This window comes from Sphingomonas silueang, assembly GCF_040049155.1.
GTDB lineage: Bacteria > Pseudomonadota > Alphaproteobacteria > Sphingomonadales > Sphingomonadaceae > Sphingomonas > Sphingomonas silueang.
Genome location: NZ_JBDZDK010000001.1, coordinates 456,794 through 479,701 on the forward strand (window position 1 = coordinate 456,794; position 22,908 = coordinate 479,701).

General features: G+C 68.8%; 16 protein-coding genes. 13 read left to right on the forward strand and 3 right to left on the reverse strand.

Features of this window, described 5'->3' with window-relative positions:
• Nucleotides 1-116 precede the first annotated feature (116 nt).
• The 6 genes from ABLE43_RS01835 to ABLE43_RS01860 all read left to right on the forward strand — a co-directional run bounded on the left by ABLE43_RS01835 (nucleotide 117) and on the right by ABLE43_RS01860 (nucleotide 7,273).
• A complete protein-coding gene (locus tag ABLE43_RS01835) occupies nucleotides 117-941 on the forward strand; it encodes a 2-keto-4-pentenoate hydratase (protein WP_348976758.1) in 825 nt (274 codons plus the stop codon).
• Entirely contained in the window at nucleotides 928-2,208 is a 1,281-nt protein-coding gene (locus tag ABLE43_RS01840; RefSeq protein ID WP_348976759.1) for an MFS transporter, read from the forward strand. The genes ABLE43_RS01835 and ABLE43_RS01840 overlap by 14 nt, the downstream gene beginning before the upstream one ends.
• Nucleotides 2,209-2,246: 38 nt before the next feature.
• Entirely contained in the window at nucleotides 2,247-4,109 is a 1,863-nt protein-coding gene (locus ABLE43_RS01845; RefSeq protein WP_348976760.1) for a hypothetical protein, read from the forward strand.
• Nucleotides 4,110-4,194: 85 nt separating this feature from the next.
• Complete coding sequence (locus tag ABLE43_RS01850; protein ID WP_348976761.1) at nucleotides 4,195-4,908, forward strand: FadR/GntR family transcriptional regulator; 714 nt, start codon at nucleotides 4,195-4,197, stop codon at nucleotides 4,906-4,908.
• Nucleotides 4,909-4,910: 2 nt separating this feature from the next.
• Nucleotides 4,911-6,140: an alginate lyase family protein gene (locus tag ABLE43_RS01855; protein ID WP_348976762.1), complete on the forward strand. Its 1,230-nt coding sequence runs from the start codon at nucleotides 4,911-4,913 to the stop codon at nucleotides 6,138-6,140.
• Nucleotides 6,137-7,273, forward strand: a complete 1,137-nt coding sequence (locus ABLE43_RS01860) for an aldose epimerase family protein (RefSeq protein ID WP_348976763.1) — start codon at nucleotides 6,137-6,139, stop codon at nucleotides 7,271-7,273. Before ABLE43_RS01855 ends, ABLE43_RS01860 begins: the two co-directional genes overlap by 4 nt.
• An 87-nt stretch (nucleotides 7,274-7,360) precedes the next feature.
• On the opposite strand, the gene ABLE43_RS01865 is transcribed toward ABLE43_RS01860, so the two are convergent.
• A complete protein-coding gene (locus ABLE43_RS01865) occupies nucleotides 7,361-8,200 on the reverse strand; it encodes a polysaccharide lyase family 7 protein (protein WP_348976764.1) in 840 nt (279 codons plus the stop codon).
• A gap of 434 nt (nucleotides 8,201-8,634) precedes the next feature.
• Here ABLE43_RS01865 and ABLE43_RS01870 point away from each other — a divergent pair, with 434 nt between their 5' ends.
• The 4 genes from ABLE43_RS01870 to ABLE43_RS01885 all read left to right on the forward strand — a co-directional run bounded on the left by ABLE43_RS01870 (nucleotide 8,635) and on the right by ABLE43_RS01885 (nucleotide 14,800).
• On the forward strand, nucleotides 8,635-9,285 hold the full coding sequence (locus tag ABLE43_RS01870) for a hypothetical protein (protein WP_348976765.1): 651 nt from the start codon (nucleotides 8,635-8,637) through the stop codon (nucleotides 9,283-9,285).
• A 235-nt stretch (nucleotides 9,286-9,520) separates the two neighbouring features.
• Nucleotides 9,521-10,873 (forward strand): alpha/beta hydrolase, encoded by a 1,353-nt coding sequence (locus ABLE43_RS01875; protein ID WP_348976766.1) that lies wholly within the window; start codon nucleotides 9,521-9,523, stop codon nucleotides 10,871-10,873.
• Nucleotides 10,870-12,408: a GMC family oxidoreductase gene (locus ABLE43_RS01880; RefSeq protein WP_348976767.1), complete on the forward strand. Its 1,539-nt coding sequence runs from the start codon at nucleotides 10,870-10,872 to the stop codon at nucleotides 12,406-12,408. The genes ABLE43_RS01875 and ABLE43_RS01880 overlap by 4 nt, the downstream gene beginning before the upstream one ends.
• A gap of 280 nt (nucleotides 12,409-12,688) precedes the next feature.
• Nucleotides 12,689-14,800 carry a prolyl oligopeptidase family serine peptidase gene (locus tag ABLE43_RS01885; RefSeq protein WP_348976768.1) on the forward strand — a complete coding sequence of 704 codons (2,112 nt, stop codon included), beginning with the start codon at nucleotides 12,689-12,691 and terminating at the stop codon, nucleotides 14,798-14,800.
• Nucleotides 14,801-14,922: 122 nt separating this feature from the next.
• On the opposite strand, the gene ABLE43_RS01890 is transcribed toward ABLE43_RS01885, so the two are convergent.
• Nucleotides 14,923-16,518 carry an SGNH/GDSL hydrolase family protein gene (locus ABLE43_RS01890; RefSeq protein WP_348976769.1) on the reverse strand — a complete coding sequence of 532 codons (1,596 nt, stop codon included), beginning with the start codon at nucleotides 16,516-16,518 and terminating at the stop codon, nucleotides 14,923-14,925.
• A 27-nt stretch (nucleotides 16,519-16,545) separates the two neighbouring features.
• Nucleotides 16,546-17,994 (reverse strand): hypothetical protein, encoded by a 1,449-nt coding sequence (locus tag ABLE43_RS01895; RefSeq protein WP_348976770.1) that lies wholly within the window; start codon nucleotides 17,992-17,994, stop codon nucleotides 16,546-16,548.
• Between the two features lie 366 nt (nucleotides 17,995-18,360).
• Here ABLE43_RS01895 and ABLE43_RS01900 point away from each other — a divergent pair, with 366 nt between their 5' ends.
• From ABLE43_RS01900 to ABLE43_RS01910, 3 genes are all read left to right on the forward strand, one after another.
• Complete coding sequence (locus ABLE43_RS01900; protein ID WP_348976771.1) at nucleotides 18,361-20,019, forward strand: tetratricopeptide repeat protein; 1,659 nt, start codon at nucleotides 18,361-18,363, stop codon at nucleotides 20,017-20,019.
• Nucleotides 20,016-21,188 carry a helix-turn-helix transcriptional regulator gene (locus ABLE43_RS01905; protein ID WP_348976772.1) on the forward strand — a complete coding sequence of 391 codons (1,173 nt, stop codon included), beginning with the start codon at nucleotides 20,016-20,018 and terminating at the stop codon, nucleotides 21,186-21,188. The genes ABLE43_RS01900 and ABLE43_RS01905 overlap by 4 nt, the downstream gene beginning before the upstream one ends.
• Nucleotides 21,189-21,274: 86 nt before the next feature.
• Complete coding sequence (locus ABLE43_RS01910; RefSeq protein ID WP_348976773.1) at nucleotides 21,275-22,672, forward strand: tetratricopeptide repeat protein; 1,398 nt, start codon at nucleotides 21,275-21,277, stop codon at nucleotides 22,670-22,672.
• Nucleotides 22,673-22,908: the final 236 nt, after the last annotated feature.

Here is a 22,908-nt window from a genome sequence, read left to right on the forward strand (position 1 = left end):
GGCGGCACCTTCCTCGCCCGCGTGCCCGCCGCCGCTGCTCGCCGCGGGCGTCGATCCCTACGCATGACGGAACAGGGCCGCGACCGCCGGCCGCAGGCAAATGACGGGAGTTGCACTTGAGCGTTACCGGAGAACAGGCCATTGCGGCGCGCTTCGTCGCGGCGCGCCGTGCGGGGGAAGGCTTTGACGACTACCCCGGCGAGCCGCCCGCCTCGCTCGCCGACGCCTACGCGATCCAGGCGCATGCCGCGGCGTTGCGCGGCGGCGCGATCGGCGGCTGGAAGATCGGGCGCATCGCCGATGCCGCCGCGGCGACGTTCGGGGCGAACCGCCTGGCGGGGCCGATCTTCGCCGACACCATCGTCGACAACGGCGGCGAGGATACGCCGATGGCGGTGATCGGCGACGGCTTCGCCGCGGCCGAGGCGGAGTTCCTGCTCCGCCTCGGCGCGCTGCCCGACCCTCTGCCCGCCTGCTGGTCCATCGACGATGCGCGCGCCGTCGTGTCGGACGTCGCGATCGGTATCGAGATCGCCAGTTCGCCGCTGCGCGCGATCAACGATCTCGGGCCTGCGGTCACCGTGTCCGATTTCGGGAACAACAACGGGCTGCTGGTGGGGGCGGCGATCCCGCCCGACCGCGCGCACAAGCTCGATGCGATCCCGGTGTCGCTCGCGATCGACGGCAGGACGGCGGGGGCGGGCGACACCTCGACGATGCTCGACGGCCCGTACGGCGCGGTCCGGTTCCTGCTCGAACTCGCCGGGCGGCAGGGGTTGACGGTGCGTGAAGGCCAGTGGGTGTCGACCGGCGCGGTCACCGGCGTCCACCGCGTCGCGCCGGGCGCGCGCGTCGTCGCCACCTTCGGCGAGCTGACGCTCGCCGCGACGATCGTCGACCAGGCGGTTGCGAGCGGAGGCGCGATCGATGCAACAGCCTGACCCCTCGATCGTCGGTGCGGCGGAACGCGCAGGGCGGTACCGCTGGCTGATCTGCGGGCTGCTGTTCGCCGCCACCGCGATCAACTATATCGATCGCCAGATGATCGGCGTGCTCAAGCCGACCATTTCGGCCGAACTCGGCTGGTCGGAGACGACCTATGCCGACATCGTCTTCTGGTTCCAGGCCGCCTATGCGATCGGCTATCTCAGCTTCGGTCGCATCGTCGACCTGCTGGGCGCGAGGATCGGCTATTCGATCGCGTTCGTGGTGTGGACGATCGGCCATACCCTGAGCGGCTTCGTCACCACCGCCTTCCAGTTCTCGGCCGCCCGCTTCATCCTCGGCATCGGCGAGAGCGGGAACTTCCCGTCCGGCATCAAGGCGGTGTCCGAATGGTTCCCCGCGCGCGAGCGGGCACTGGCGACGGGCGTGTTCAACGCCGGTGCCAACGTCGGTGCGGTGCTGACCCCGCTGATCGTACCGGCGATCACGGTGGCCTATGGCTGGCGCATGGCCTTCATCGCGACCGGCGCGGTCAGCCTGTTGTGGCTGGTGGCGTGGATCGGCATCTACCGCCGCCCGCGCGAGGTCGCGCGGCTCAAGCCGTCCGAACTGGCGCTGATCGAGAGCGATCCCGCCGACCCGGTCGAGAAGATCGGCTGGAAGCGGATCCTCGGGCGCCGTGAAACCTGGGCGTTCGCGATCGGCAAGCTGCTGACCGATCCGATCTGGTGGCTGTTCCTGTTCTGGACGCCCGACTATCTGTCGAAGGCGTACGGGCTGAACCTGCTCACCTTCGGCCCGCCGCTGGTCGCGATCTACCTCATTTCCGACGTCGGCAGCGTGATCGGCGGCTGGTGCTCGTCCCGGATGATGCAGCGGGGGGCGTCGGCGAACCGGGCGCGCAAGCTCACGATGCTGGGCTGCGCGATCCTGGTCACGCCGATCTTCTTTGCGCAATACGTCACCAGCCTGTGGGTCGCGGTATTGATCCTGGGACTTGCCACCGCCGCCCACCAGGCATGGTCCGCCAACCTCTACACCATCCCCTCCGACCTGTTTCCGCGCGCGGCGGTCGGGTCGGTGGTCGGAATCGGCGGCACGGCGGGGGCGATCGGCGGGATGGTGATGGCAAAGCTGGTCGGCGCGGTGCTGGAATCCACCGGCAGCTACGCGCTGATCTTCGCGGTGGCGGCAGGCACCTACCTCGTCGCGCTGGCCGCGATCCACCTTCTCACCCCGCGCCTAGCACCGGTGACGGTGTGACCCTCGCGCCGTCATCACGCTCTAGGACCAGCCCCGCCATGAACGCCTGCCGCATCGCCATCCTGCATCTCGCCGCCGCATCCTGCGCGCTGGCCCCTGTCGCGGCGGGCGCCGCCGCGCCCGCGCCGTTCCGCGGCGGCACCGTCGCGATGAACACGATCGTCACGGGCCGCATCCAGCCGCAGGCGGAACGACTGCTCGTCGGACTCGCAAAGGAGGGGCGCGGCTACCGCATCGACGGCGTTGCGGTGTTCAACGGCAGCGACAAGTTTCTCCCCGGCAAGATCGCGCTCGGCCTCGTCGACTTCATCGCGGCGTTGCCGAAGGACGACCCACGGCTGCCCGGCTACCTCGCCGATTTCCGCAAGATCGCCAGGTTGACCGTCGACGATGCCAACGACAGCTGGGGCATCTATTACTACCTGACCGCGATCGACCGGCTGCGCGAACGCGGTCTCCTCGAACAGGCGTTCGATCGCCTTACGCTCGCGAAGCTCCGTGTCCGCCTCGACTGGCGCAGCTTCGTCGATACCCGGAACTATGCCCTGATCGACCATCCCAACAACTATTACTGCGTCGCCTTCGCCATCGCCCGGCTGCGTGCGCAGCAGGGCTGGGAGACGCGGGAAGGCGCGGACCGGCTCTATGCGGCGATGGTGACGCATTATCGGGAATATTCCGGCCCGTTCGGCTTCGCCGACGAGACCGAGGGCGCGGGGCGGTTCGACCGCTACAGCGTGCTGCTCGCCGGCGAGATCGCGCAGCGTTTCCTCCAGACCGGCGAGAAACCGCCGGCCGAGGTGCTCGGCTGGCTGCGCAAGTCCGCCGACGTCATGCTGCAACGGGTCAACCTGAAGGGGCACGGCTTCGAATACGGCCGCAGCCTGGGGCCATATGGCGAGACGTCGATCGTCGAGGTGCTGACCGCCGCGGCAGCGACCGGGGTGCTGACGAAACCGGAGCTGGAGCTTGCCTACGCCTATTCCTCCAGCGCCGCGCAGCATTATGTCGAATTCTGGACCGATGCGAAGACCGGGTCGGTGAACCTGTGGGACGGCGGACGACGCACCGACGCCTATCGCGGCAAATTCCGCATCCTCGGCGAGAACCTCTCGCTCGCGCACCAGTTCGTCTACACCAACGACTGGTGGAACCGGCTCGGCTATCGCGACAAGGCGCCGACCCCCGACTTCGACCGCCTGGCCGCCGCCCTGCCGGATCGGACCACGACATGGTTCGCAAAGGGCGGGTACGACCGGCTGCTCGTGACGATGCGCGACCGCGGGCGGCTGGTCAGCCTGCCGGTCATCAACGGCGCGGAGTCGCAGCACGACCACAACCCCTATTTCCCGATTCCCTTCTCGCCGGGAATGCTGGAGGGCGTTGCGGACGGATCGGCACCGCTGATGGTGCCGCAGCTCAAGCTGGCGGACGGCACCACGCTGATGCCGCTCGCCTATTTCCGGAACGCGAAGGTGCAGACGCGCGGCAAGCGGACGATCGTCACCTTCGATCAGGCCGAGCTCGACCGCATGGGGGATCGCGCACCGGTGCCCGACAGGCGGATCGCGGTCGCCACCCGATACGAGTTCGCACCCGGCCTGATCCGCCGCACCGACACCTTCACCCCCGCTGCGCCGGTGGCGCTTGCGGGGATGACGCTGGCGTTCGGCACGTTCTCGGGCATGCCGTCGGGCAGCGGCACGGCAGTGACCTTCGGCGAGGGCGACGTGCGCGCCTTCCGCACCACCGGCCTTTCGGGATGCGAGGCGTCGCCGGTCGGCGACGATCCCGAATACCGCGCGGCGATCGGCGCGATGCGGACCAGGGTCGTGTGCCGGTCGGGGGCGCAGCGCGCGGACAGGCCGTTCACGATCGGCTGGGAGTTGCGGTACCAATGAGCGGACGGGAGCGGGGGTGGCCAGCATGCCGGGCCTTGGGGCATAGCCGTTGACCCGACAAACGAACGGCTACAGGATTGAAGCCATGGCATCGACGAAGGCGGTATCGCTGGCAGGCAGCTTGGTAGCCGAGTTCGCCGCCCTGATCGAACGTGGCGACCTGCCGCCGGGCGGGCGCTATCCGACCGAGCGCGAGATTACCGAGCGCTTCGGGGTCAGCCGGACTGTCACCCGCGAGGCGTTCGCGCGCCTCGCGGCGCAGGGCCTGCTCGAATCCCGTCGCGGGTCGGGTGCCTATGTCCCGACCGCCGTCCACTACCGCGCCTTCCAGGTTACGCCCGACGACCTCGCCGAACTGGAAGACGTGCTCGCCCTGCTCGAGATGCGGGCGGCGGTGGAGGCCGATATGGCGGCGCTCGCGGCAAGACGCCGTACCAAGGCAGACCTCGACGTGATCCGGGGGCATCTTGCCGCCATGGAAAGCGCGGAGGACGAGGACGTGGCGACCGCCGCCGATCGCCGCTTCCACGCCGCAATCGCTGCCGCCACCGGCAACGCCTATTATGTGCGCTTTGCCGACTTCCTCGGTCTCAGGCTGATACCGGCGCGGCGTACCATCCTCGACCGGGAAAGCGACGTCAGTCGAACCGAGTATGCGCGGATGATCGAAGCGGAGCACCGTGCGATCGTCGACGCCATCGCAGCGGGCGACGAGGCGGCAGCGAGCGCCGCCGCCCGCGCCCATATGCAATCGAGCTACAGGCGCCATGCCGAGTTGCGTGATCGGGTCCGCAGCTAGCCGTGGCGCAATCTGCGGTACCGGCGGTCACGCGACGCGAAGCGCTGCGGCGCGCCGCCGTGCTGACGGTCGCGATCGCGTTTGCCGACCGCGCCGCGGCGGTCGCCCCGCGCGCATCCGACGGCCGCTGGCCGTCCGATGCCGATCGCAGGCGTCTTGTCGCCGATGCCGATCGCTACCTGACGGTGCGCCCGCGCACGACGACCTCCGCGATCGCGCCACGCAGTCCCGGCGGCCCCAAGGACTATTACTCCGAGGCCGATTACTGGTGGCCCGATCCCGCAAATCCCGCCGGGCCGTATGTCCGTCGCGACGGCCTGTCGAACCCGGACAAGTTCGATGCGCACCGCGATGCGATGATCGAACTCAGCCTCGCCGTGCCCGCGCTCGTCGCGGCATGGAGGCTTACCGGGGACCGGCGCTATGCCCGGCATGCGGAGACGTTCCTCGATGCATGGTTCGTCGATCCTGCCACCGCGATGAACCCGAACCTGCAATATGCGCAGGCGATCATCGGTGTGAACACCGGCCGCGGCATCGGCGTCATCGACACGCTGCACCTCGTCGAGGTCGCGCAGGCCGTCATGGTGCTGGAGGGGGCGGGTGGCGTGGCGGTCCCGGCGCGTTTCGGGCTGACGCACGACCGCGCGATCCGCGACTGGTTCGCGGCCTATCTGCAATGGCTCACGACGTCGAGCAACGGGACGGAGGAGCGTGACGAGCGCAACAACCATGGTACCTGCTGGGCCTTGCAGGCGGCGGCGTTCGCGCGGCTGACGGGCGATACCGCCGTCATAGCCTTTTGTGCCGATCGGTTCCGGGAGCGGCTGATCCCCGACCAGATCGCACCCGACGGATCGCAGCCGCTCGAGCTCGCCCGGACCAAGCCGTTCGGCTATGCGCTGTTCAACCTCGACGCGCTCGCCGCGCTCGCGCGGATCGCCTCGACCCCGGGCGACGACCTGTGGCGGTTCGCGACCCCCGACGGCCGGTCCCTGGCCGGGGCGCTGGCGTTCCTGTATCCGTTCCTGCGCGACAAGCGGACATGGCCCTATCCCCATGACGTCGAATATTTCGATCAATGGCCGATCCGGCATGTCAGCCTGCTGTTCGGCGCGGAGGCGCTGCATCAGCATCGCTATCGACGGCTTTGGCGCGAATTGCCGCCGCTACCCCCCGTACGCGAGGTGATCCGCAACGTGCCCCTGCGCCAACCCACGCTCTGGATGTGAGGGCGGCAGGATTCGTCGCGCTGTCGCTGGCGACGGCCACGCCGGCGGTCGCGGCGAGCGTGCATGTCGAACCGTTCGGGCGGACCGCAGGCGGCGTCGCGGTGTCCCGCATCGTCATGACCAACGACCGTGGGATGCGCGTCGCGATCATCGATCGCGGTGCGACGCTGACGATGATGGAGGTTCCCGATCGCCGGGGGCGCCGTCGCAACGTCGTCCTCGCGCTGCCCGATGTCGCCGCCTATGAACGGACGCAGCGGCGGTGGGGCGGTATCATCGGTCGCTATGCGGGGCGCATCGCCGATGCGCGGTTCGTTCTCGACGGGCGGACCCATATGCTGACGCCCGGGCGCAACGGCGTGACGCTGCATGGCGGTCCCGATGGCTATGACAGTCGCATGTGGCACGCCGAAATGCGCCGTGATGCGACGTCGTCGCAAGCGATCTTCCGCCTTGTCAGCCCGGCCGGGGACCAGGGCTTTCCGGGTCGATTGACGTTGCAGGTCACCTATCGCCTGATGGACGGGACCAACGAACTCCGCATCGAATACCGGGCGACGACGACCGCGGAGACGGTGTTCAATCCCACCAATCACATGTTCCTGAACCTTGGCGGCGCGGATAGCGGTACGATCGACGCGCACCGCCTGCGTCTGTTCGCCGACCGGTATGCGGAAAGCGACGCGCGCAGGATTCCGACCGGGCAACTGGTATCGGTGCGCGGCACGCCGCTCGATTTCCGGCGGTGGCGGGCGGTGGCGGCGAGCCGGGCGGCGACACATCCGCTGCTCGCGGCATCGGGCGGCTACGATCATGCCTATGTCCTGCGACACGGCCCCGCGTCCCGCCCGCTGCCGGTCGCCGTGGTCGAGGATCCGCAGTCGGGGCGTCGACTGGCGATCGACAGCACCGAACCGGCCGTCGTTTTCAACGGCGGCAACGGTTTCGACGGCACCGAAACCGGCGCAGAGGGGGTCGCCTATGCCAGATACGCCGGGTTGGCGCTGGAAACCCAGCATCTGCCCGACGCACCGAACCGTTCCGCTTTCGCGTCCACCGTCCTGCGACCGGGACAGGAGTTTCGCTCGACCACCGTCTACCGCTTCTCGACCGTGCCGCAACGCAAGATGTAACAAATCTTGCGGTGCGCGTCGCGATCCGGGCCGGGTTTCATCGCTGGAGCAAGGGGTGATCGGGGTCGAGCGTCACCCGGACCCGGATCAGCGATCAAAGGTGAGCGCGGTGAAGCGGACCTCGCACGCACCCGCCGATTGCAGGTAGCAACCCGCCTTGAAGTAGGTGCGCTTGCCCGCCTGTGTCCAGAAGGCGAAGTTCTCGTCCAGCCGCACGGTCGAATCGAGCCCGCTCGACAACAGCTCGATCGCGCCGCCGATATTGTACCTGATCCTGATCCGCCCGGTTTCGTCGGGTGTCGGGGCGGCGCCGAGGTCGGTGAAGCTCGTGTTATCGTCGCCCAGCCCGCGCCGATATGCCGCCCAGAGGTGGTTGGCCTGCCCCTCCCGGCTGGACGAGAAGAAGACGCGCAGGATCGGTGCGCCGTCCGTATCGCCGAACACCTGCGCGATCGTGAAGCTGCCCGACCGGTTCGGAATGACCGGCAGCCGGAAGCTGGCATCCAGCACCTTGTCGGCCGCCGCTGCGTCGAAGTTCGCGCCGCGCAGTTCCATGCGGGTCGTGACGGACGCATTACTGTCGTTGACCCCGTTCGCGAACGAGAAGACCAGCCGCCCCGCGTCGTCGCGATAGAAATTGTCCGGATCGATCGCGAAGGCCTGCAACGCGGCGGTGTTCATGCAGGCGTTGACGCTCACCGGCCATTGCAGCGTCAGCGCGTTGTCGAGCACGCGCCGGAACGCCGGATCCGAGTAGGGCGAAAGACTCGTCGGATCGGCAGTTACCGGCTGGCAGGTCGGCACGGCGGCCGTAGGCGTCGGCGTATCGGTCGGTGCCGGCGACGGACCCGGCGACGGGTTCGGCGGCACGGTCACCGTGCCGGGTTCGGTGCGGCCGTCGCCGCACGACGATGTTCCCAACAGCATCAGAGCCGTTCCGATCAGCCGACCGTGCATCACGCTGCCCCCTCGATTCCAACCATGCAGATGTATGACAACGCCTAGGTTGTAATACAACCTTGGAATGCGACCGGCTGGAGGCCATGGGCGAAGACGCAGGCGATCGCGGCTTCGGTTAAAGGTGTAATACAACTTCGTTGACACCGGTTCGCATGTGGGCATAGTTGTGTGACAACAAAGCCGAACGGCTCGATCGGGAGGGGGGCATGATGCGGCACAGGCCGGTCCACGACATGACGCGCCCGCGCTCCGCAAGCAGCCTTGCGGCACCGGCATTCGCGCATCCCGCCGATGCGCGGACCGGCAGGGGCCAGCCCTTTCCGGCAAACCGCGCATCGCCCGCCGGGATCGGCGTCCGGCGAGCGTACCGCCCCAAGGTTTCAAGCGAAGAGGAGAGGAACATGAACAGCGTCAGGAACTTGCTGCGACCGGCAGCGGTACTGCTCTTGATCGGCAGCGCTACCGCGGCCTTCGCCTATACGACCGACGTCGACGCGGGTGGTCGCATCGACAACATCAGCGGCGGCAAGCGCTTCACGGTGCAGCAGCGCACCGACACGGTCCCCGGTCGCGCGGAACTGCGCGGCGCGTCCAGTACCACGGGCGTCTCGGCGCGAGGGCGATTCCGGCTCGTCAGCGGCGGCAAGTATCTGAGCGTCATGCAGGTGCTGAACGTCGCGGCGGCGGGGCAGACCTCCGGCCCGTCCGAGCCGATCACCCAGTTGGCGACCCGCCCGAAATCGGGCACGTCGCGCTACGAATTCTACATCGTGCAAGGCGGCCAACTGTGCTCCGGCGCGCCCGAGATCACGATCGGCACCTTCTACGACATCAGCGTGACGGTCAGCACCGGCCAGAGCCCGGAGTATCGCATCAACGGCGTCGCCTGCCGCAAGTCGAATCCGGACGGCGATCGCGCCGGGACCATCTACGACAACGGCCTGAAGAGCGGCCGACACTTCTACGCGAAGATGGGCGCCTATCACACGTCGAGCAACCAGACGAACCGTGGCGGGTCGTCGGTGGCCGAATGGACCGAAATCAACATCTGAGAAGTCGCGGCGGGGCGGTTTCGTCGACGGAACCGCCCTCCGCCTGCGTTGCAGGGTGAACCGCATCGGATTTGCCGCGGGCCGCCGCCTGCGGTTGCTCGAAGAAATCGCTGCGAACCACGGGAACAAAACCGCCCACGGATATTGATCGAAATTAGTTTTCGCACGTGCCGGACGGTGGGGAACGCAAGCGGCGCTGCGTCGTCCAGCAGGAGATTCCGCTGGATGAGGCCGCATGACGCAACCGACGTTGGTATTTCTGCACGCACTGGGCGCGAGCGGCCGGGAATGGGATCTGGTCCGTGCGCATCTGCCCGACCATCGCTGTATCGCACTCGACCTCGCGGGCTTCGGTGCGCGTGCCGATGCGGGCTATGCCGATGTCGCGACGATGGCCGACAGCCTTGCCGACCAGATCCGGGCGCGGGAACTGGCCGCGTGCGTACTGGTCGGGCACAGCATGGGCGGCAAGATCGTCACGCTCGTCGCCGCACGCGCGGCGAGCGGCGAGCAGGGGCTGGCCGGGATCCTCGGCGTGGTGCTGGTCGCGGCATCGCCGCCCGCACCCGAACCGATCGCGGACGACCGCCGGGCGCGGATGATCGGCTGGGTCGCCACGGGCCCGGTCGCGCGCGCCGATGCCGAAACCTTCGTCGATGCCAATTGTGCCGCGCGCCTGCCCGACCCTGTACGCGAACGGGCGATCGCCGACGTCGAGCGATCGAACCGCGAGGCATGGCTGGGCTGGCTCGAGCGCGGCAGCCGCGAGGACTGGACGGCGCGGGTGGGCACGGTCGCGATTCCGGCGCTGATCCTTGCCGGGGCCGAGGACGGCGATCTGGGCGAAGCGGCGCAGCGCGCGCTGAACCTGCCGCACTATCCGCACGGCACGGTAGCGGCGATCGACGGCGCGGCGCATCTGATCCCGTATGAACAGCCCGAAGCGCTGGCGAAGGCGATCGCCGGGCATGGCGCTGCCGTGGCGTCGGCGTCGCTGCCGACGGGGTTCGCCCGGCTGCTCGACTCGGATCGCGTCGGTCGCCGGACGCGCGCCGCGATGCTCGATCGGACCCGGCCGGTCCCGCGCGAAGCAGCGGGCTGGTCGGACACGCAATTGCACCTCGTCGCCGCGCTGGTGGCACAGGTCTTGCCCGACCAGGGCGCCGATCAGGGTCTTGCACTGCGGGTAGGCGTGGCGGTGCGGGGGCCGGGCGACGGCTGGCGCTTCGCCGACCTGCCGCCCGACCCGATCGCATGGGCGCGGGGCCTTGCGACGCTGGACAGGCTGGCCGGGGGTTTTGCCGCGCTTGACCATGACGCGCAGCGCGACTGGCTGATGCGGATCGACGCCGGGGAAGCGGGTATCGCCGACGATCCCGACCACCTCTCGCCCGCGCAGATGGCGCTGTGGTTCGCCGACCTGCGTGCCGAGATCGTCCGCCAGTGGATGGCAACCCCCGCCGCGATGGCTGCGATCGGCTATGACGGATTTGCGGTGGGCGGCGATGGTCCGCGCAAGCAGGGCTATATCCGCATCGCCGCCGACGACATCGAACGGTGGCAGCACGCCGCGGAGACGACCGCATGAGCCGTGCCCCCTTCGCCACCGGCGAGATCGTCGATGCCGTGGTCGTCGGCACCGGTGCGGGCGGCGCGCCGCTGCTGGCACGCCTCGCGAAGGCCGGGCTGTCGGTCGTCGCGCTGGAGGCAGGACGCGCCGTTCGACCGCACGAACATGTCGCCGACGAACTGGCCGCCGACATCTACTGGATGGAGGAGCGGTTGAGCGGCGGCACGGACCCGACCGCGTTCGGATCGAACAACTCGGGCATGGGCGTCGGCGGATCGACGCTGCACTGGGGCGCCTTCTGCCCCCGGCCCGATCCGCGCGACCTGCGGCTGCGGACGCTGACCGGACAGGGGGCCGACTGGCCGATCGACCCTGCCGAACTGACCGGCTATATCGAGCAGGTCGAGGATTTTACCGGCGTGTCCGGCCCGGCGCGCTATCCGTGGGACGAACGCCGCCGCTACGCCTATCCCGCGGTACCGCGCAATGCTCCGGCGGAGGCGATGGCGCGCGGCTGTTCGGCGGTCGGGATCACCGCCACCGATGCGCCCGCCGCGTTGGTATCGCGCGACCGCGACCAGCCCGACTGGGGCCAGCGGCAGGCGTGCGTCAACTGCGGCACCTGCCACCAGGGGTGCCGCAATGCCGCCAAGACCAGCATGGATACCAGCTACCTCCCCCATGCGGTCGCGCACGGTGCCGAGGTGCGGGCCGAGGCGCGGGTGCTCTCGTTCGAGTTCGATGCCGACGGCCGGATCGGCGGCGTCGTCTATCGCCGGCAGGGCAAGGACCATCGCCAACGCTGCCGCGCGGTGTTCCTGTGCGCGGGCGGCGTGGAGACGCCGCGCCTGCTGCTGAACCTCGGCATCGCCAATTCGAGCGGGCAGGTCGGGCGCAACTTCATGGCGCATGTCGCGACGCAGGTCTGGGGCCGTTTCGATGCCGAAATGCGGATGAATCGCGGCTATCCCTCGTCGCTCGTCACCGAAGACCTGATGCGGCCCGCCGATGCCGATTTCGTCGGCGGCTATCTGATCCAGAGCCTGGGCGTGCTGCCCGTCAACCTTGCGGGCGGCCTGGCGCGGGGTGCGGGGCTGTGGGGGGAACGGCTGGTCTCTCTGCTGCGCAACTACAACCGCATGGCGGGGATCGGGATCAACGGCGAGTGCCTGCCGCACCCCGACAACCGGCTGACCCTGTCGGACGAAACCGATGCGTTCGGCCAGCGCAAGGCGCGGATCGATTTCAGCTACCAGCCGAACGAACGCGCGATCGACCGGCACGCGCGTCGCACGATGACCGCGATCTGGGAAGCGGCGGGCGCGCGCGACATCTTCGCGGTCGACCGGTCGGCACATACCATCGGTACCTGTCGGATGGGTATCGACGGCGACGAAGCCGTGGTCGACGCCGACGGGCGCAGCTTCGACATTCCCAACCTCCTCATCTGCGACAATTCGGTATTCCCGAGCGCGCTTGCCGCCAATCCTGCGCTGACGATCATGGCGTTGTCGCTGCGCACGGCGGACCGCTACCTTGCGGCGGCGCGGTAACGGAAGGTCGGGGGCCGCGACCTGCACGGACGACTCCATGGATTTCCCTGAACAAGGCTATTGCCGGTCTTGCCGCCGGGAGCGTCCCGCCTGTTCCCGGAACCACCGCCTTACCCCGTATGTGCCGCACCGATCTGCCGGCGTGTTTTCGCGAGAAGCATGCGGTTCCGGCAGATCGACCGACGTAGCCGTAGACGGCGCGGCGAGGCGCTGTCATCATCGCTGCCGCAATGTCGGGGGGCAAGCCATGCGAATTGGTGCGTTTGCGGCAGGAATTGCGTTGCCGGCGGCGCTGGCGGCACAGACCGCCGGTGGCGGGCTTACCAACTTTCCACTGCAACCCAGCGCCGAGCCGTTCCGCGAGACGGTGTTCGGCGTCGCGATCGACGATCCGTATCGCTGGATGGAAGATCCCGCACGCAAGACCGAGCTGGCGCAGTGGATGACGGCGTCCAGCAGGCACACGCGGGACCAGCTGGCCGCGCTGCCCGGCTATCCTCGACTGCTTGCCGACATTACCGCCGCGTCGAGATCGGCACCGGTGGTCGGCGAGGTGAAGGCGGCGGGCGGTCGGCTGTTCTACGAGCGGCTCGATACGGGGCAGGACCATCCGGTGCTGATGGTACGCGAGGCGAGCGGTGCCACGCGCGTGCTGCTCGACCCGGTCAAGGGCCGCGCCAGGCCTGTCGCGATCGGTACGTACCAGCCCTCCGCCGACGGCAGGTTGGTCGCGGTGCAACTGTCGGAAGGGGGTGCCGAAGTCGGTGCGACGTACATCCTCGACGTGGCGTCGGGACGCCGGCTCCCCGATGTCCTGACCCCGACGTGGAGCGACACGCCCTATTGGGTCGATGCAAGGACGTTGGTCTATGCCCGGCTCGCCGCGACGGAAGGAAAGAAGAGCAGCGAGGACGTGACGATCTACCGGCACATTCTGGGCCGGCCGACGACCGCCGACGAGCCGTTGCTGGGCAGCCTGGCGACCGGATCCGCTGTGCCCGTGACGCCGCAGGAAGCCGCCTTTCCGGCTGCCAACGCCGCGGGGGGCTGGGTCGTCGCCCAAATCGGTCAGGCGCGTGCCGATACGCGCATCGTCGTGGCGCCGACGGCAACGGTCCTTGCGGGGAAGCCGCAATGGACCGCGCTGGTCGATTATCCCGACCAGGTCGCCCGGGGCACGGTCCACGGCGGCACGCTCTATTATGTGACCAGCAAGACGCTGCCGGACGGCGAAGTCCGCGCCGTCTCCCTCACCTCGCCGACGCTGGCGGCAAGCCGGCGCATCTACGGGGGCAGGGGTGTCGTCATCCGCGAGCTCGTCGCCGCCGACGACGGCCTGTACTTCACGACGGTGCGGCCCGACGGATCGTCGCGCCTGATGTATCAGCGCCACGACGCTACCATTCCGACCGAGGTCGGTTTGCCCTTCGCAGGCGCGCTCGCAAATCTCGTCGCGGGCGAGGGGGGCGCACCGACAGTGGTCTCGGCCACCGGCTGGCTCCACAATACGCAGTTCTTTGCGCTCCGGAACGGCCGGGCCACGTCGCTGAACCTCGGCAATCCCGGGGATCCGAAGATCACGGGCGGCGCGCGCGTCATCGAGGAAGTCGCGACGAGCCGTGACGGCACGAAGATACCGATCACGATCCTTGCGCCGCCCGCCAGCGTCACCGGCCCGCGTCCGACGATCCTCGAGGCGTACAGCTCATATGGCGCGATCGCGTCACCGTTCTACGGTCCGGTGACGCTGACCTGGGTCCGGCGCGGCGGCATCTATGCCGCCTGTCACGCACGCGGTGGCGGCGAACAGGGACGCGCCTGGCACGAGGCCGGGCGCGAGACAAACAAGCCGCGTGGCCAGGAGGATGTGATCGCCTGTGGTGAACGCCTGGTCGCGCTGGGCCTCGCCAGCCCGCGGACGCTCGGCGCATGGGGCACCAGCGCCGGTGGTACGATCGTTCCGCCGGCGGCGCTCGCTCGCCCCGATCTCTTCCGCGCGGTGACGGCCTCGGTCAGCATGCTCAATTCCACGGCGTTGGCGCGTGGCGAGAACGGCGCGATGCAGTTCGCCGAGTTCGGCGATCCCAACACGGCCGCCGGCTTCAGCGCGCTCACGGCGCAGGACTCGACCTTGCTGCTGCGCAAGGCGAAGGGGGGACCGGACTTCCTGTTCACCGTCGGCCTGAACGATCACCGGGTACCTTTCTGGCATTCCGCAAAGCTCGCTGCGGCGATGCGCGCTCGCTGGGGTGACCGGCACCTGGCGCTCCTGCGGGTCGACGAGGACGCCGGACATGGAATGGGTTCGGGGCGCGAACAGACGCTTGCGCTTCGCGCAGACATGTTCGCCTTCTTCCTCAATCGTTTCGAGGCGCCGGGTTTCGTCAGATAGCGCACGCACCGGGCCGTCGATCTGCCGTTCGGCCAACAGCAGGGACCGCGATCAACGCGGCGATGCGCCTGCCAAGCCGCTACGCAACGCGCGCATCGCCGCTCACAAACGCAACCGTGATGCTAATCCTCGCCGTCTGGCATCCGGTTGTCGGCGATGCCATAGGTCGGCGCGGATTTCCCCCTTGCGCTCGCCGCAGCCGCGGCGATCGTCGCGGCACCCTCCTGCCGGTCGGTCTTCCCGATGCGGATCGGCGACGGTATCTGCCGGATCGCGATCGCCTGCAACGGCTGGCCACGGCGTTGGACCAGTTGCGTACGCGCGCTGCGCCGGCGCTCCTCCGCCTCGCTCCGCGCGTCGGCCCTGGCCTTGATCTTCGCCCATTTAAGCATGATGTCGCGCAGCGCGGCACGCAACTGCACCTCGTAGACCGGCTGGTAGATTTTCGCATGGCCCAGACGGTTGGGATGGACGATGCCGAAGAAGTCGCCCTGCACCAGGAGCGAATCGTGGAGCCAGTTGTTGAAATAGGGCGTCTCGCCGTCGCAGATGCCGTGATGGCGCGACGCCTGCATCGTGCCGCCGACATAGCTGAACCCGGGCATGTCGGCGATGGTCGTGCGGATGGCGGTGTTCAGCGGCTGGAGGAACGCGGCGTACATCGCGCTGGTTTCCGCATCGCAGAACTGGCCCGTCCTGCCCCGCATCGGATCGGGATATTCGGACACCAGCACCCGGTCGTAGGCGAAGTTCTGGTCGAACGCCTGCCCAAGGCTGCGATAGAGCTGCGGCACGTCGTTGTTGATGACGGTGCGCAGCGCGTGGAATTCGGGCGTGTCGGCCTTGAACTCATTGGGCCACACCAGATATTTTTCGACGAACAGGCCGAAATCCACGTCGTTGCCGCCACCCGAAACCATCGCGACGTTCAATTCCGCATAGCCGTTGTCCGCCATCCAGTCGCGAACCTGGGCCAGCTGAGGCGAAACGACCGCCCGGGATTCGTCGGACTCGCCGAACCAGGTCTTCTTGCGTTGCGACAGCAGGATGCCGTTGGCGATCTGCGCGCCCGAACAGGCGACGTTCTTGAACGCGATGGCAAGGCCGGGGTTCTCCTGCTTGATCGTGGCGACGGCACGGGCCTGACCGGAATTGCCGCTGCGATGGCACAGGTCGTGGTCCCATTTGTCGTCCCCGACATAGGGCGCACCCTCGCCGCTCGAATAGCTGTCGCCGAAATTGGCGATGGTCAGCTTGTCGGGCATGACGAAGCTGACGACCGGCGAGGCGACGACCGTCGCGCCGCGCTTCTTGACCAGCTTGTAGAACACCGTCCGGCCCGATCCGATCGGTTCGGCGTTGCTGTCGTTCATGTTCGGCCGACGATTGTCGCTGTGCGGGAAGATGAAGGTGCCGGACGCCACGCCCTCGCCGTTCACCGACTCCAGCCGTACCTGCCCCCGCCATGCATCGCCGCCCAGCGGCGCACCCGCCACCTGCGCACGATCGCGGCCATAGACGACCCACAGCTCGGTATTCGTGTTGCTCTCGCCGCCGGTCAGCCGGATCGACAGCTTCATGGATCGATCGCCGGGACCGAAGGGGGCGTTCTCATAGGAAACGAAGGTTTCCGGCGGGGTCTGGGCCAGCGATGCAGGTACGGCGGCGCACAGCAGCGCCGCGCCGCATAACAGTCGAACGGCATGGAACGGCGGCATGGGGATTCCTTTCTGATCGGGGGAAGCTCAGCCGTGGACCGTCGGCGCGATCATACCGGCGAGGGTCGGGTTCGACATCATTCCGCTGAGCACCGCGACCGCGATCGTCGGGTGGCTGATGCAGATTTCGCCGTCCGCGAAGACACCGGGGTCGAACCGGTCGAGATAGCTCAGCTGGAACGAGATCGAGCTGGCATAGCGCAGCAGGATCGCGAGGAAGCAGACGATCCCGATGAGCGCCGGCACCACGCCCGCAGGCAGGGCGGCGATCGCCGCAGCAACGCCCGCGGCGACGGGAATCTGGGTCGCGGCGGCGAACTGCGGCACCAGCGCCGCCAGCACCGTGAGAAGCGAACTGAAGGCACTTATCATCTCGCCCGCGACGTTCTGGATGAACAGCGTGCGTGCACAGGTCGCCGTGATGCAGACGCGCAGGCCATAGGGAATGCCGACGCCGGGCACGAACGGAATCCCGGCCTGCTCGATGCTCCACTTGCCCTCGACCAGGCATTTGGCATGCGGGCCGAGGAACGCGAACAGATCGTTCCAGTTCTTCTTCAGGAAATCGAGCGCCGCCCCCATTTCCTTGTTGCTCGGCACGGCGTTCTTGAGTTCAAAATCGGGCAGGCGGATGCCGGGCAGATCCCATTTGTTCGGGATCAGGCCGGCGAGCGGCGCGGCGCAGGTGATGACGTCGCGTACCGTCTCGGTGATCACCTCATCGAGAATGGTGATCAGTCCGACGGCGACTTCGGCAAAGCCCTTGGCGGTGCAGTACGCCGCGGCGCAGACCCCCGCGAGCGGGCCGCACTTGCCGGTCTTGACCGCATCGTCATAGCATTCGGCGTAACGTTCCGCGGCGGTCTGCACGACCTCGATGGTCCGCTCGACCACCGTCACCACCGTTTCGGTGACGCGCGTCACCGTGCACACCGCCGCATTGCCGAGTTCTTCGAGGATGGCGTCGCGCGTCGCCGCGACGCCCTTTGCCGGGGCGGTGTTGGCCACGACCGCCAGCGCGGTGAACGACGTCACCATGCTCGAGCGCATCTGCATCGCCGCGCTCAGCGCCTTGCGGTCCTGCTTCAGCGCGGACTTCAGCGCAGCGATGCCGTTCTTGTCCCATGGATATGGCTTGCCGCCGTCCAGCTCGATGCCCGCAGGCGTCAGCCGTATCTCCTTCGCACCGCCCAGCCGCACGAACGGCATGCGTCCGCTATAGTCGAACACGCCCAGCTTGTTGGCGGACTGGATGAAATACGGCACCAGCCCTTCGGGCAGGCGCGCCGCGCGCACTTCCCCCCACGGCCCGATCATGCCTGCGCCGTTCGCGCTGGGGGTATAGAGATTGCCGAACGGCCTTCCGCTCCACTTCTCCTGCCGGGCGCCCAGCGGCGCGGTGGCGAACAGGCCGGCGAGGCCGAGCGACGTACCGGCGCCGAGGATGGCGCGGCGGTCGAGGTGGGCTGGAACCATGGGAATCTCCTCTTTGAACAGGGGCGGCGCGCCGCAGGGCGGCTGCCCGATCGCCGGAACCGGGCCGGAACCGGACCGATCGTGCGACCGGATCGACACCCGGGATGCTAGCGCGGGCGAGACGGGGATGCCGTGTCGCAACTTGTCGCTTGTTGCGGGAAATGATGCTGTCCCGCCGATGCGACGCATCGCGCCGCGGCGTGGCACGTTCGCGATGTCGCCCGCGCGCCCGGCGGGTGGCTTGGCCGGCGGGGCGCGGGGCATGTGCAACAACTTGCCACGCTGTACGACAGCTTGTGCCCTTGGCCCGCGCGACCCGTCCGCCCACCGTGCCGGGCATCGCAATCCATCGGGGACGGGCAGGGCATGGCAGGGGCAGATATCGTCAGGATCGGCATGATCGCCGTGGCATTGGCGAGCGGTGCGACACCGGCGCTCGCCCGGAAGAAGGACGCCGATCCCGCCGTCCTGTCGTCCGACGTACTGCGCGACCGGGGGGCTGCGATGCTGATCGCACGGCAGGGCGACCGGGCGTTGCCGATGCTGTCGGAACTGGTTGCGCGCCAGCCGCGCGACGGTGCCGCGCAGACGCTGCTGGCGCTGGCGTGGCATCAGGCGGGGGCAAGCCGGGGGGACGCCATCGACCTCGCGCTGGCGGGCTATGACCTGGCGGCGCGCGCCGATCCGGGGGGCAGCTGGCCCGCCGCGCTGTCGGGGCGGGCCACGTTCGACCAGGGCCGCTACGCAGAGGCGAGCGAGCATTTCGCGCGCGCCGTGGCGTTGCGGCCCGACGACGCGCGACTGCTCGGCAGCCTGGGCGCCGCCGCCTATATGGCGGGCGACGCCATGCTGGCGGGGATCGCGAGCGCGCGCGCCGTCGCGGTCGACGGCGGTCGCAACCCCGATCTGCTGCGCCTCGCCGCGCTGGCCGCGGCAGCGGGGGGCGACGGCGGGACGGCACGCCGCTATGCCACGCGGCTGGAGGTGGTCGCGCCGGTCCTCGCCGCCGCGACGCATGCGCGTATCGCCCAGATCGAACAGACGGCCGCGATCGACCGGCCGGTGCCGCTCGACGCGCCGCCGCAGGGACCGGGATCGACCGATCAGGTGTCGGTCGATGTCGCCATCGTGCTGTCGCAGAACACCCGGCGCGAACGCAGCGGGATCAACCTGCTCGACGGCCTCAGCCTGCAATATGGCCTGGGCCGCAACAGCACGCGGACGGTCCGCGACGACGGCGGCAGCGGCGGCGCGAACGACTACCAGCGCGTGCTGACCAGCGCGATCACCGTCCCGCAGCTCAATTACAACCTCAACCTGTTCAGCCGCGGCGGGCAATATTATTCGGTCGTCGCCCGCCCGCAGCTGACCGCGTATCGCGGCGAGCCGAGCGAGTTCTTCGTCGGCCGTTCGCTGAAGGTCGCGGTGAACGGCATCCAGTCCGGCTCGCTCGAGCAGATCGACATCGGCGTCGAGCTGAAGGTGACGCCGGTCGAGATCACCGCCACCGGCACGCGCGTGAAGATCGAGGCGAGCCGCAGTTTCGTCACCGCCGATCCCGCGGGCAGCTTTGCCGAGGCACTGACGACCTTCCGCCAGAAGGTCGCCGCCACCGCCGAGATCCGCTTCGGCGAAACGCTGCTGCTGTCGGGCCTGAACGAGACGGTCGACGACATGACCTTTTCCAAGACCCCGGTCCTGGGCGACCTGCCGGTCGTCGGCAATCTGTTCCACGAGCGCGGCAAGACCCAGCGCCGCGATGCGGTTATCGTGCTGGTCACGCCGTCGCGCCCGACCGGGCTGGCCGGTCGCCCGTTCGCACGGGGCGAACATGCCGCGCGCCTGACGAGGCTGTGGACGCAGGTGGTCGATCCGATGAGCGATGCGGCGGCGACCGCCATGCGCCTGTCGCAGATGCGGATGTTCTCCCGCATGACGCGCGGCGACGTCACGCTGGCGTTTCCCGACGCGGCGACCGCGGCGGGCGAGATGTTGGAGGAGATCCTCCTGCCGCGATCGCGATGACGCAGCCCCTTGGCGACGAAGGACTCCCGCTGCATGGCGAGGGACTGTCGCCGACGTCCCCCGGCGATGTGGCGCGGGAGGTGATGGTGCAGATCGAGCATATCTACGACGCCGCCTTCGATCGGGCCCGGTTTGCCGGGCTGATCGAGCAGTTGGTGCGCGCATTCGACGCGCAGTCGGGCTTCCTGGCATTCAGCGGGCCGGGCACGCTGGGCTTTCAGGCGCAATATGGCAACGAGCCCGTCTGGCTCGAACGCTATATGACGACCTATGCCGGGCACGACGTGCTGCGGCCGATGCTGACGGCCCTGCCGGAGGGCGTGTGCAGCACCGCCGCGCCGCTTCTGGCGCGGCCGGAGGTGCGCGACAGCATCTTCTACCGCGAATATCTCGCGCCGCAGGGGATTGTCGACAATCTGGCGGTGAACCTGATCGTGCAGCCCGGGTTGAGCGCGCATCTGGCGTTGATCCGCCGCGATCCTGCCCCGCTGTTCGATGCGGCGGACGAGACGCGGCTGACGCTGCTGACCCCGCATCTCCGCCGCGCCGTCTATATCCAGAGCCGCCTGATCCGCGCGGCCGATCACCTTGCCGCGATCCGTTCGCTGATCGGCGATGCCGACGGCGCCCTGCTGATGCTGGACGCGCAGGCGCGGGTGGTCGATTTCGATCCGGCCGTCGCCGCCATGCTGGCGGTGCGCCTCGGCGAGACGCTGGGCGAGACGGTCGCGGGGCGCGGCATCGCCGTCGCGATGCAGTCCGGCCAGCCGCTTGCCGTCGAAACGACCGCGCCGGACGGATCGCCGGTTTCGCTGCTGTTGCAGGCGCGTGCGCTCGATCGCGGCCGGTTCGGCGAACTGGGCGACGTGGCCGGTACGGCATGGGTCGTGCATCTCACGCGAATCGACCGGCCGCGCCCGATCGCGATGGCCGCGATCGGCGCGTTCTATGGCCTGACGCCCACCGAATTGCGGGTGCTGGGCGACGCCATCACCCATGGCGACCTGGCCGGGATCGGCGGGCGACTGGGCATGGCGCGGGCGACGGCGCGGACCCATCTCCACCGCATCTACGAAAAGACCGGGACCGGCGGCTTTGCCGCGCTCTCCAGCCTGGTCCACCGCTTTGCCCGCGTGACCCCCGCACCATCGGAGAATTCGCCAGCCTAAACAGATGATGGACGCTACCGCGGCGCGATGCGGGTAAACGGTTGTGCAGGGCGCGCGATGTCCGGCGCGCGGGCTGTGGGTAAGTCATGGGCGTCTTCACCGTCAAGATGGACGCAGTGCGTCCTGCCGATCCCGTTCGGGGTCCGTCCGGCATTCGCCCGGCGGAGCGGCTGGACGGGTGGAAGGCCATCGCGGCCTATTTCGGTCGCGACCGCACGACCGTGATCCGCTGGGCGCGCGAGCGCGGCCTGCCGGTCCATCGCATTCCCGGCGGACGAACCGGGACGGTCTATGCGATGCGCGCGGAACTGGAACGCTGGGCGGGAGTGCCCGGTGCGACCGGCGAAATCCAGCCGCCACCGGCCGCGCAACCGCCGGTGGCCGCCGCGCCTGCGCGGATCGACACGCGCCGGCGTCTGATGGTTGTCGGCGTCGTGATCGCCGGTATCGCCGCGACCTATCGGATGGCCGACCGGGCCTTGCCCGCCGCGCTCCCCGCCGCGATCGCGCTCCCCGCCGATCCGGCTGTCGCGACGCAATTCATCGCCGCGCGCGACCTGGTTGCCGAACGCAGCAGCCCGTCGATCGAGCGCGGCATAGCCATGCTGGAGCAGGTCACCGCCGCCGCGCCCGACTTCGCCGAAGGCCATGCCGCACTGGCCGAGGCGTTGCTGCTGTCGCGCGAATTCGGCGGTCGGAGCGACGAGGCCGCCTTTGCCCGCGCCCGCGCATCGGCGGGCATCGCGGTGCGGCTCGCCCCCGGTCAGGCGAGCGGATATCGGTTGCTCGGCTTCATCGCTTACTGGGCCGATCGCGATTTCGGCGAGGCACAGGCGCAGTTCCGCCACGCGACCGCACTGGCGCCGGGGGAGGTTCAGAATCATTTCTGGCTCGGCAACATCCTGTCGCATCACGGGGAACACGCCGCCGCGCTGGCCGAGCTGAAGCGCGCACGACTGATGCAGCCCGGGTCGGTCGCCATTCGCACCGACCATGCCTGGGCGATGTGGGCGGCAGGCCGGGAGGCGGAGGCGATCGCGGCGTTGCACGACATCGCACGACGCTATCCCGATTTCGCGGTGGTGCAGGATTGTCTGTCGACCATCGCGCTGGTGCGCGGCGACGACGACGCGCACGCCCGGCATTTCACTGCCTTCGCGCGGGCGCGGGGCGAACCGGCGCTGCTCGCCCGTGCCGCAGCGATCGCCGCGGCGCGGGCGGCCGGGCCGGACGCGCTGGCAGGCGAGATCGCGGATCAGGCGCGCAGGGAACTGCGGCGACCACATGTGTTCGAGCGCGCGCTGGCTGCACTCGTCCTGACGCACGCCGGCGCCGGGGACGAAGTGTTGGCCTGGGCGAGGCAGCCCGAAGGCCGCGACCCCAATTGGGGATCGGCAGGGATGCTTGCGCGCCTGCGCATTGCGTGGCGGGATCGACCACCGTTGCTGGCGCTGTTGCAGGACGGCGTGCAGCGCACGGCGTAGCGGCCATGGAAGCATGACCCGGTCGGCGGCATCGCGCCCTCCCCCCCGCCTTGCATCGCGTCGAAATGACCTCCGTGCCGATGATCCGACCTGATCCGGTAGTGCTTTAGAGCGTGATGACGTGATGTTGACCCGTCGTGACGGAGCGGAATGTCGTTCGTGGATAGAAGCGAGGAAGGAACGGGGCTTTGCCCCCGTGACGGACGAGCGACGACGCCACGGACGACATTCCGCCC